This is a genomic window from Caulobacter sp. 602-1 (assembly GCF_003931565.1).
Lineage (GTDB): Bacteria > Pseudomonadota > Alphaproteobacteria > Caulobacterales > Caulobacteraceae > Caulobacter.
In genome coordinates, this window is the sequence record NZ_RRYI01000041.1 from 1 (window position 1) to 378 (window position 378).

General features: G+C 56.9%; 1 protein-coding gene. It reads left to right on the forward strand.

The annotated features are described in order from the left end of the window. A partial coding sequence (locus tag EIK80_RS25150) for a DUF881 domain-containing protein (protein WP_148099126.1) occupies positions 1 to 303 on the forward strand: 303 nt, incomplete at its 5' end. Positions 304 to 378: the final 75 nt, after the last annotated feature.

Below are 378 nucleotides of genomic sequence, written 5' to 3' on the forward strand. Positions count from 1 at the left end.
CAGCGCGTGCTGTTCAATTCGGCCGTAATCTGTTCCGGCAACGTGCTGTCCATACATGGTAAGAAATACGCGCCGCCGTTCACCATCTCCGCCATCGGAGATCAGGCGTCCATGCGCAAGGCGCTGAACGATTCCGAAGCCATCACCATTCTTAAGCAGTATGTGACCGCATTCGGCATCGGCTACAAAGTGGAGAACAAGGACGATCTCAATTTTCCGTCCACCGCGGCCTTGCTGCAGCAGCTGAAATATGCCACGGTGAATGAGACGCAGTCCAAGGACGAGGAGAACACCCAACAATGAGGCACGGCAACCACAGCAGCGACGCCAGCATCGCGACGGATAATGTGCCTGCATACGCAGCGGGCGCAGGCAGTG